Source organism: Streptomyces sp. NPDC007095 (assembly GCF_040634475.1).
Lineage (GTDB): Bacteria > Actinomycetota > Actinomycetes > Streptomycetales > Streptomycetaceae > Streptomyces.
The window spans coordinates 1-9,267 of record NZ_JBEYFS010000330.1; the positions used below are offsets into that span (position 1 = coordinate 1).

Below are 9,267 nucleotides of genomic sequence, written 5' to 3' on the forward strand. Positions count from 1 at the left end.
CAACCCCCCGTCTGGGACCCAACTCCCCCCTTGTGCACCCCAACGCACGGAATTTCCACCTTGGGCCCCGCCACCCTCTTTGCGGCGCGCTCCCCGGGGGCACGCCGGGTCGCGGACACCCTCGCCGGCGATCTGCGCGCGGCGGGCCACGGCACCGTTCCCGTCCTACGGCAGGGCGCGCACGCGGGCGACATCGTGATCGGCGTCGACCCCTCCTCGTCGCGGCTCGGCGCGGAGGGATACGAACTGCGCGCGGGCAAAAGCCTGGTGGTGACCGCCGCCGCCGAGACCGGTGCCTTCTACGGCACCCGCACCCTCCTCCAACTCCTCGCCCAGAGCGACCGCGTGCCCGCCGGGAGCACGGTCGACGTGCCCCAGTACAAGGAACGCGGTGTCGGCGTCTGCGCCTGCTACGTCCACATCTCGACGCCATGGCTGGAGAACCTCGTACGCGACATGGCGTACCACAAGCTCAACCAGCTGCTGCTCGAACTGAAGGTGAAGAGCGACGTCCATCCCGAGGCCGACACCTGGGGCTACTACACCAAGGACGAGATCCGCCGGCTCGTGGCCCTCGGCGAGAAGTACCACGTCGAGATCATCCCGGAGATCAACTCGCCCGGACACATGGACCCCTGGATCCAGAACCGCCCGGACCTCCAGCTCACCGACGCCGACGGAGTGAAGCAGCCCGCCCGGCTCGACATCACACAGGACGCGGCCTTCACGTACTACACGAGCCTGATCGACGAGTACGCGCAGGTGTTCACGTCCGGGTCCTGGCACATGGGCGCCGACGAGTACATGCTCGGCTCCGACTTCGCCAAGTACCCGCAGATCCTCGCCTACGCACGGGCCAGGTACGGCGCGAGCGCCACCCCGCAGGACGCGTTCATCGACTTCGTCAACCGTGTCCAGGCCTACGCGGCGGCCAAGGGCAAGAAGCTGCGCATCTGGAACGACGGTCTCACCGGCGCCAACACCGTGCCCGTCACGGCCGGTACGACGGTCGAGCACTGGCTGAACGTGGCGACGAAGCCAAGTCGGCTCATCGCCCAGGGCTATCCGTTGATGAACGCCGCCTACTCCCTCTACCTCGTCCGGGGCGGCTTCCACACCGACACGAAGGCGCTGTACGACCAGAGCTGGGACCCGCGCAGTTTCGAGGGCGAGAAGCTCGCCTCGCGTGAGGGCATCACCGGGGCGAAGATCAGCCTCTGGCCGGACAACGGGCGCGGGGAGACCGAGAACGAGGTCGCGACGGCCATGGACCCGGCCCTGCGGCACATCGCCCAGGTCACCTGGGGCTCGGCGCACCCCGACCCGACGTATGCCGAGTTCACCGCGCGCGGTGCGGCCGTGGGGCATGCGCCCGGGTGGCGGGACCTGACCCGGGTGCCGGTGGCCGAGGGGACGTACACCTTTCGCGGTGGGGCCGCGACCGCCGATCTCCAGGTCCGGTCGACCGCGGACGGCTATGTGACCCTGCGGTCCACTACGGGCGGCGGCTGTCTGGAGGTGAGCGGCGGAAAGCTCACGCTGAACGTGCCCCTGGACCCCGGTGTCGAGGTGACCGAATCGCCGTGCGTCGCCGCGGACACCTTGCAGCGCTGGGAGCTGGAGCCGGTGCGCGGCGGCGGATACCGGCTGGTCAACGCGATCACGCGGATGGCGGTGCACGTGACGGACGAAGGGCGGCTCCTGCAGTACCCGCCGGACCAAGAGCAGCCTTCCGTCTGGCAGTTGACCATCCACTGATGCGAGGAGCTTCCACCCCATGACCATCTCCAGACGCCTCTTCGTCCTGGCATCCACCGCCCTCGTCGCGTCCTCCGGCACATCCGTCGCCCTCGCGGCCCCCGGCGAAGCTCCCTCCCGCATCCCCGTCAGCTCCTCCGACACCGAGGACGACCTGGTCCGCAAGGCCTCCCAAGTACGCCCCACCGCACGGCAGATCGCCTGGCAGAACCTCGGGCGCACCGCCTTCCTGCACTTCGGCGTGAACACCTTCACCGGCCTGGAATGGGGCACCGGTGACGAGGACCCGGACGTCTTCCAGCCCGTCGGGCTCGACACCGACCAGTGGGCCCGCGCCCTGCGCGACGGCGGTTTCGAACTCGCCATCCTCACCGTCAAGCACCACGACGGGTTCGTCCTCTACCCGTCGCGCTACACCGACCACTCGGTGGCCTCGAGCGGTTGGCGCGGCGGCAGGGGCGACGTGCTGCGCTCCTTCACGGACTCCATGCGCCGCCACGGGATCAAGGTCGGCGTCTATGTCTCACCGGCCGACGAGAACCAGTACCTGCACGGCGTGTACGCCAACGGCAGCGCGCGCACGGAGCGCAGGATCCCGACGCTCGTCGACGGCGACGACCGTACGGACCCGAGGGCGTTCACGCTGGACGCCACCGACTACGGCGCCCATATGCTCAACCAGCTCTACGAAGTGCTCACCGAGTACGGACCCGTCGACGAGGTGTGGTTCGACGGAGCCCAGGGCCGCATTCCGCCCGACAAGGTGGAGAAGTACGACTGGGACAGCTGGTACGCGCTGGTCCGGGCCCTCGCCCCCGACGCCTCGATCGCCGTGTCCGGGCCCGATGTGCGCTGGGTCGGCAACGAGGGCGGGCTCGCCCGCGAGGACGAGTGGAGCGTCGTACCGGTCACGGAGAAGGACAACGGCCGCACCGACTACGCGCTGGCCTACGACGCACCCGACGAGGGCAGCCGGGCCGCGCTCGTCGCGGCCCGTCCGGTGGCCGACCATCTGCAGTGGTGGCCGGCCGAGTGCGATGTGTCCATCCGCGACGGCTGGTTCTACCACGCCGACCAACAGCCCAAGACGGTGGCCGAGTTGACCGACATCTACTTCCGCTCGGTCGGCCGCAACTCGGTGCTGCTGCTCAACGTCCCACCCGACACGCAGGGCTTGCTGCCGGTCGCCGACGTGGTGCGGCTGCGCGAGTTCCGCGAGCGCGTGGACCGGGAGCTGCCGGAGGACCTGGGGCGCGGGGCCGTGGTCCGGTCCTCCCCGGGGGTCTTCACCGTCGACCTGGGCGCGGAGCGCGAAGTGGACCGGATCCGGCTCGCCGAGGACATCCGGCACGGCCAGCAGGTCGAGAGCTTCGTCGTCGAGGCGTACGGAGCGGGCGCCTGGAGCCGGGTGGCCGGGGCGGGCACGATCGGAGCGAGCCGGATCCTGCTGCTCCCCGCGCCCGTACGGGCCCGGCGCTGGCGCCTTCGGGTGACGCGGTCACGGCAGAGCGCGCGGATCGCGGAGTTCGCGCTCCATCGCTCACGGATCTGACGCGAACGGGGGTGGATGCCCCGCACGGTGTCCACCCCTCACCGTCTTCAGCTTTGCGTCCACCCCTCACCCTCTCAAGTCCCGCAGGGCCCCGTACTCTCCCGTTCGATCAGCCGCGGCACCGGTACCTGTACCGTCCGGGCGGGACCGCCGTCCAGTAGCGCGGTGAGTTCCTGGGCGGCCGTGCGGCCGAAGTGGACGGTGTCGCGGGAGAGGGCCGACAGCCAGGGTTTGACCATGCGGCACAGGGGCGAGTCCTCCCAGGCGACGACCGAGACGTCGCCCGGTACCAGGAAACCGAGTTCCGTGGCGGCGGCGACGCCGGCGACGGCCATCACGTCGTTGTCGTAGACCAGCGCGGTCGGCGGGGTGCCGCTCTCCAGGACGCGGCGGGTGACGGCGGCGCCCTCCGCGTCCGAGTAGTCCGTGGGGACCGAGCGCACCTCCGTCAGGCCCCGCCGCCCGGCCTCCGCGCGCAGGGTGCGGATCCGGCGCTCGGTGTGGGCGAGCCCCGGCAGGCCCGCGATGTGCACGATCCGGCGATGGCCGAGCGCGTACAGCTCGTCCACCACCGCGGCCATCGCACCCGCGTCGTCCGCCCAGACGGTGGAGATCCCCGGATGTCCCGCGTCCGGTACGCCGCCGATCACCACGGCGGGCAGACCCAGCTCTTCCAGCAGGTCCGGACGCGGATCGTCGGTCCGGGGGTCGACGACCATGACTCCGTCCACGCGGTGCTCGGCCCACCAGCGCCGATAGACCCCGCACTCGTCGGCCACGTCCTCCACCACCTGGAAGAGCAGGCCGAGATGACGCTCGGCCAGCACCTCCTGGATGCCGGAGATCAGCTGCAGGAAGAACGAGTCCACGCCCAGGGTGTCGGCGGGACGGGCCACCACGAGACCGACCGTCGCCGCTCCCTCGCCGGACAGCTGACGCGCCGCCGTACTCGGCCGCCAGCCCAGCTGTTCGGCCACGCGCCGGACCCGGTCGCGGGTGATCTCGGAGACCCCGGGCCTGTCGTTGAGCGCGAAGGAGACCGCGCTCTCGGAGACCCCGGCGCGCTGCGCGATGTCCTTCATCGTCGGTCGGCGCGCGGGTGACCGCTTGGCTGGCAACCCTGTTCCCCGTTCTGCTGAGCTGGCGTACTAATGCGCTTGAGCTGAGGCAATCTAAAGCGCATTAGTGATCGATTGCAAGAGGCTGTGGGAACGTCTGTGACCAGCCATGTTGTGGCACTAATGAATTTAGCTGGGCCAAATCCATTGACTTGCCCCGCGAGTTGGCTGCAAGGTCTGCCCCGGCACCGTTACCCCTGCTGCAAGAGGAGCCCCATCCGTGCGCATCTCCCGCAGAGCTCTCGCCGCCGCTGCCACCGTCGCCGTTCTCCTGCCGCTGAGTGCCTGCGGTTCCGGGAGCGACGGCAGTGGCTCGACGGACGCCTCCGGCAAGGTCGAGGGCGATATCACCTTCCAGACCTGGAACCTGAGGGCCAACTTCAAGTCGTACTTCGAGGGCGTGATCGCCGACTTCGAGAAGAAGTACCCCGGCACCCATGTGAAGTGGGTCGACCAGCCGGCCGAGGGCTACGCCGACAAGATCAGCGCGGACGCGGCCGGCGGCACCCTGCCCGACGTCGTCAACGTCTCGCCGGACCTCGTCGCCCCGCTCGCCAAGGCGGGCCTCGCCCTCGACCTCGACAAGTCCGCCGCGCAGTACAAGAAGGAGTACCTGGACGGCGCCTGGGCCAGCCACCAGATACCGGGCATGACCGGCACGTACGCCTTCCCCTGGTACCTCAACACCGGCCCGCTCTTCTACAACAAGTCCCTCTTCAAGGAGGCAGGGCTCGACGCCTCCAAGCCGCCGACGACGTACGACGAACTCTTCGCCGACGCCCTGCAGCTCGCGAAGAAGAGCGACGGCAAGGTCGCCACGCTCGCCAACGTGCCCACCGTCGAGGACTTCGGCCGCTACGGCGTCGAGCTGATGAACAAGGAAGGCACCGCTTTCGCCTTCAACGACGCCAAGGGAGTCGAACTCCTCACCAAGTACAAGGAGTTGTACGACGCGAAGGCGCTCGACCCGCAGGCGCTGACCGCGACTCCGGAGTCCTCGGGCAAGAAGTTCCTCACCGAGGCCGTCGCCATGAACCCCGGCGGCGCCCTGGACCTCGGCAACTTCAAGAAGCAGGCCCCGAACCTCTACAAGAACATCGGCATCACGGACCAGATCACCAGCACCGGCAAGGTGAACATGTACGTGATGGGCGTGATGGTCAACTCGCGCACCAAGCACACTCCCGCCTCGGTCGCCTTCGCGCACTTCGTCACCGACGCGCAGAACCAGATGTCCTTCGCCAAGAAGGTCGCGATCTTCCCGAGCACCGCGGGCTCGCTCGACGACCCGTACTTCACCAAGGAGGACGGCACCGATGAGACGCGCGTGCGCATCGCCGCCGCCAAGTCCCTGAAGAACGCGGTCAACTACACGCCGGTCCTGTTCAGCGAGCAGATGAAGACCGCGCTGCGCAACGAGGTCGCGAAGGCCCTGCAGGGCAAGGAGAGCCCCAAGACGGCTCTTGACAACGCTGTCAAGGCCTGCGACACGCTGCTCAAGCAGCAGGGCTGAGCGGGGCCATGGCGAGTTCCTCCGGCACCGCCCGTGTACGGCGCCAACTGCCGACCAGTCCCTGGCTGTTCGCCGCTCCCGGCCTTCTGGTCGTGGGCGTGTTCATCCTCTATCCGTTCGTCTCGACCGTGGTCAACGCCTTCACCGACCGCCGCACCCTGATCCCGGGCACGTTCGTGGGCCTCGCCAACTTCCGCGAGCTGCTGCACGACGACATGTTCTGGATCGGTCTGCGCAACAGCACGCTGTACGTCCTCGGGGTCGTCCCCGCGCTCGTCCTGCTGCCGTTGCTGCTCGCGCTGCTGGTCCAGAAGAACATCCCCGGGATCACCTTCTTCCGGTCGGCCTTCTACACCCCGGTGGTCGCGTCCATCGTCGTGGTCGGTCTGATCTGGGTGTGGCTCCTGGACGAACGCGGCCTGGTGAACTCGCTGCTGGAGTCGATCGGCGTCGGCAGGGTCGGCTTCCTCAGCGACCAGTGGCTGCTCCTGCTGAGCGCCATGGCCGTCACGGTCTGGAAGGGCCTCGGCTACTACATGATCATTTATCTGGCGGCGCTCGCCAATGTGCCACGCGAGCTGCACGAGGCCGCCTCGGTCGACGGCGCGGGAGCGGTCCGGCGCTTCCTCACGGTCACCGTGCCCGCCGTCCGCTCCACCATGGTGCTGGTCGCCGCGCTCTCCTCGGTAGCCGCGTTCAAGGTGTTCTCCGAGGTGTACCTGATGGCGGGCCCGGACGGAGGCCCGGCGGGTGAGGACACCACCCTCGTCATGCTCGTCCAGCGCACCGGCACCGGACTGACCGGCCGGGTCGGCTACGCCTCCGCCATCTCGGTCGTCGTCTTCGTCGTCACCGTCGCGCTGATGCTGCTCGTGCTGCGCGCCGACCGCAAGGAGGACGTGTGAGCGCGCCGGAGGGAGGACGTGTGAGTGTGCGGGAAGGAGGACGTGTGGGCGTGCGGGGAGAAGGACGCGTGAGCGTGCTGGAGAAGGAGCGTGTCGCCGAACGGCGTCCGCCGGCCGGGCGCGGGCCCCGTCGCCGCCGTATCACCGACGAGCACGGCCGCCGTGTCCGCGGCTGGGAACTCGCCCTGCGCTACCTGCTGCTGCTCGCCGTCCTCGCTCTGACCGTCGGCCCGTTCCTGTGGCAGCTGTCCACCTCGCTCAAGGGCCCGACCGAGGACATCTTCAGCTCGCCGCCGAAGTTCCTGCCGGGCGACCCCACGCTGCACAACTACAAGCGGGTGGCCGACACCATCCCCGTCTGGGACTACGCCTTCAACTCCCTGAAGGTCGCCGGCGCAGGCGTCGTCACGAACTGCGTCGGCTCGGCCCTCGCGGGCTACGCCCTGGCCCGCCTGCGCTACCGGGGCAGGCGGGTGGCGACCCTCGTCTTCATCCTCGCGATGCTGGTCCCCGTCGAGGGCATCATCATCGCCCAGTTCACCACCATGCGTGAGCTCGGCCTGAACAACACGCTCATCGGGGTCGTCCTGCCCGGCTGCATCGGCGCGATGAACGTCCTGCTGATGCGCAACGCCTTCCTCAATCTGCCGTACGAGATCGAGGAGGCGGCCTTCGTGGACGGCGCCAACACCTGGCAGCGGTTCCTGCGGATCGCGCTGCCCTCGGTGAAGGGCACGCTCGCCGTCGTCGCGATCTTCGCCTTCATGGGCGCCTGGGACGACTTCCTGTGGCCGCTCATCGTGCTCAGCGACCCCTCGAAGTTCACCCTCACCATCGGCCTCAACTATCTGCACGGCACCTTCGCCAATGACGAACGGCTCGTCGCCGCGGGCACGGTCATCGCCGTGGCGCCGCTCATCGCCCTCTTCGCCTGCCTGCAGCGGTACTTCTTCCGCGGGGTGGGGGAGGGCGCCGTCAAGGGCTGACCTCCCGCTGTCCCGATTCGCTTCGCAAGGATCCTGCATGCCTTCTGCCGTGCGCTTCGGCGTCAACTACACGCCCAGCGAAGGGTGGTTCCACCACTGGCTCGACTTCGACCTCGATTCCGTACGCGCCGACCTCGACTCCATCGCCGCGCTGGGCCTCGACCACATCCGGGTCTTCCCGCTGTGGCCCTACTTCCAGCCCAACCGCGCGCTGATCCGCCCGCGCGCCGTCGAGCAGCTGCTCCAGCTCGTCGACGCGGCCGGGGAGCGGGGGCTCGACGTCAACGTGGACGGTCTGCAGGGTCACCTGTCGAGCTTCGACTTCCTGCCCGCGTGGACGCGGACCTGGCACCGGCGCAACCTGTTCACCGACCCGGAGGTCCTCGACGGCCAGGCGGCCTATCTGCGCACGCTCGCCGCGGCCCTCGCCGACCGCCCCCACTTCATCGGCATGACGCTCGGCAACGAGGTCAACCAGTTCTCGGCGGGGCCGCCCCATCCGGACCCCGACCGGGCGAGCAGCGCCCAGATCGACGACTGGCTGGAGCGGATGCTCGCCGCCTGCGAGGAGGGCGCCCCCGGCCGGCTGCATCTGCACGCCGAGTACGACGCCACCTGGTACCAGGACGACATGCCGTTCACCCCGGGCCAGGCCGCCCGCCGCGGCGCCGTCACGGCCGTGCACTCCTGGGTCTTCAACGGCACCGCCCAGCGGCACGGCCGTACCTCCGTCCCGACGGAACACCATGCCGCGTATCTGATCGAGCTGAGCAAGGCCTGGGCCGACGACCCGCACCGGCCCGTCTGGCTCCAGGAGGTCGGCGCACCCGGCCCCCTGATCCCGCCCGAGCATGCCGCGGCCTTCACCGAGGCCACCGTCGCGGCGGCGCTGGACTGCCCCGACCTGTGGGGCATCACCTGGTGGTGCTCCCACGACGTCTCCCGAGACCTCGCCGACTTCCCCGAACTCGAATACGGGCTTGGCCTGTTGACCAACGACCGGCGCCCCAAGGACAGCGCGCGGGCGCTGGCCCGCGCGGCCCGCGAGCACCGTCACGAGCCCGCCGCCCGCACCACGGCGCTGATCGTCCCCGCCGACCCCGCCGTCCGCTCGCTCTGCGCCCCGGGCGGCCTCGTCTTCGAGGCGTTCTTCCGGCTCACCGCCGACGGCGCCCGCCCCACCACCGTCCTCGACGCACGCGCGGACGACAAGGAACACCTCGCCGCGCGTGGCATCACCGAAGTCGTCAGTCCCGATCAGGTACTCCCCATCCCACAAGGAGAAGCCCGCTCGTGAACCCCACCAGACGCACCGTCCTGCTCGCCGGCGCGGCCGCCGCGCTGCTGCCTCATGCCGAGCCGAACGTCCTGGGAGGGCGCCCACCGAATGTCCTGGACAGCGCCCGCCTGAAGCCTCCGTCCGGCCACGCCGTAC

7 protein-coding genes are annotated in these 9,267 nt (G+C 69.5%); 6 read left to right on the plus strand and 1 reads right to left on the minus strand.

Going from position 1 to position 9,267, the window contains the following annotated elements:
• Positions 1 to 30 precede the first annotated feature (30 nt).
• Both ABZ656_RS53415 and ABZ656_RS53420 read left to right on the plus strand, forming a co-directional pair.
• Positions 31 to 1,758, plus strand: a complete 1,728-nt coding sequence (locus ABZ656_RS53415; protein WP_360279354.1) for a family 20 glycosylhydrolase — start codon at positions 31 to 33, stop codon at positions 1,756 to 1,758.
• 19 nt (positions 1,759 to 1,777) lie between these two features.
• The gene (locus ABZ656_RS53420) at positions 1,778 to 3,310 is read left to right on the plus strand and encodes an alpha-L-fucosidase (RefSeq protein WP_360279348.1); all 1,533 of its coding nucleotides are present in this window, start codon (positions 1,778 to 1,780) and stop codon (positions 3,308 to 3,310) included.
• 74 nt (positions 3,311 to 3,384) lie between these two features.
• Here ABZ656_RS53420 and ABZ656_RS53425 read toward each other — a convergent pair whose 3' ends face one another.
• A complete protein-coding gene (locus tag ABZ656_RS53425; RefSeq protein ID WP_101402322.1) occupies positions 3,385 to 4,428 on the minus strand; it encodes a LacI family DNA-binding transcriptional regulator in 1,044 nt (347 codons plus the stop codon).
• 220 nt (positions 4,429 to 4,648) lie between these two features.
• Between ABZ656_RS53425 and ABZ656_RS53430 the strand changes: the two genes are divergently transcribed.
• From ABZ656_RS53430 to ABZ656_RS53445, 4 genes are all read left to right on the plus strand, one after another.
• Positions 4,649 to 5,941, plus strand: coding sequence for a sugar ABC transporter substrate-binding protein (locus tag ABZ656_RS53430; protein WP_101402323.1), 1,293 nt, complete (start codon positions 4,649 to 4,651; stop codon positions 5,939 to 5,941).
• Positions 5,942 to 5,949: 8 nt separating this feature from the next.
• Positions 5,950 to 6,846, plus strand: a complete 897-nt coding sequence (locus ABZ656_RS53435; RefSeq protein ID WP_168513922.1) for a sugar ABC transporter permease — start codon at positions 5,950 to 5,952, stop codon at positions 6,844 to 6,846.
• Between the two features lie 68 nt (positions 6,847 to 6,914).
• Positions 6,915 to 7,832 (plus strand): carbohydrate ABC transporter permease, encoded by a 918-nt coding sequence (locus ABZ656_RS53440; RefSeq protein ID WP_101402325.1) that lies wholly within the window; start codon positions 6,915 to 6,917, stop codon positions 7,830 to 7,832.
• A 37-nt stretch (positions 7,833 to 7,869) separates the two neighbouring features.
• The gene (locus ABZ656_RS53445) at positions 7,870 to 9,129 is read left to right on the plus strand and encodes a glycosyl hydrolase (protein ID WP_101402326.1); all 1,260 of its coding nucleotides are present in this window, start codon (positions 7,870 to 7,872) and stop codon (positions 9,127 to 9,129) included.
• The last annotated feature ends 138 nt before the right edge of the window (positions 9,130 to 9,267 follow it).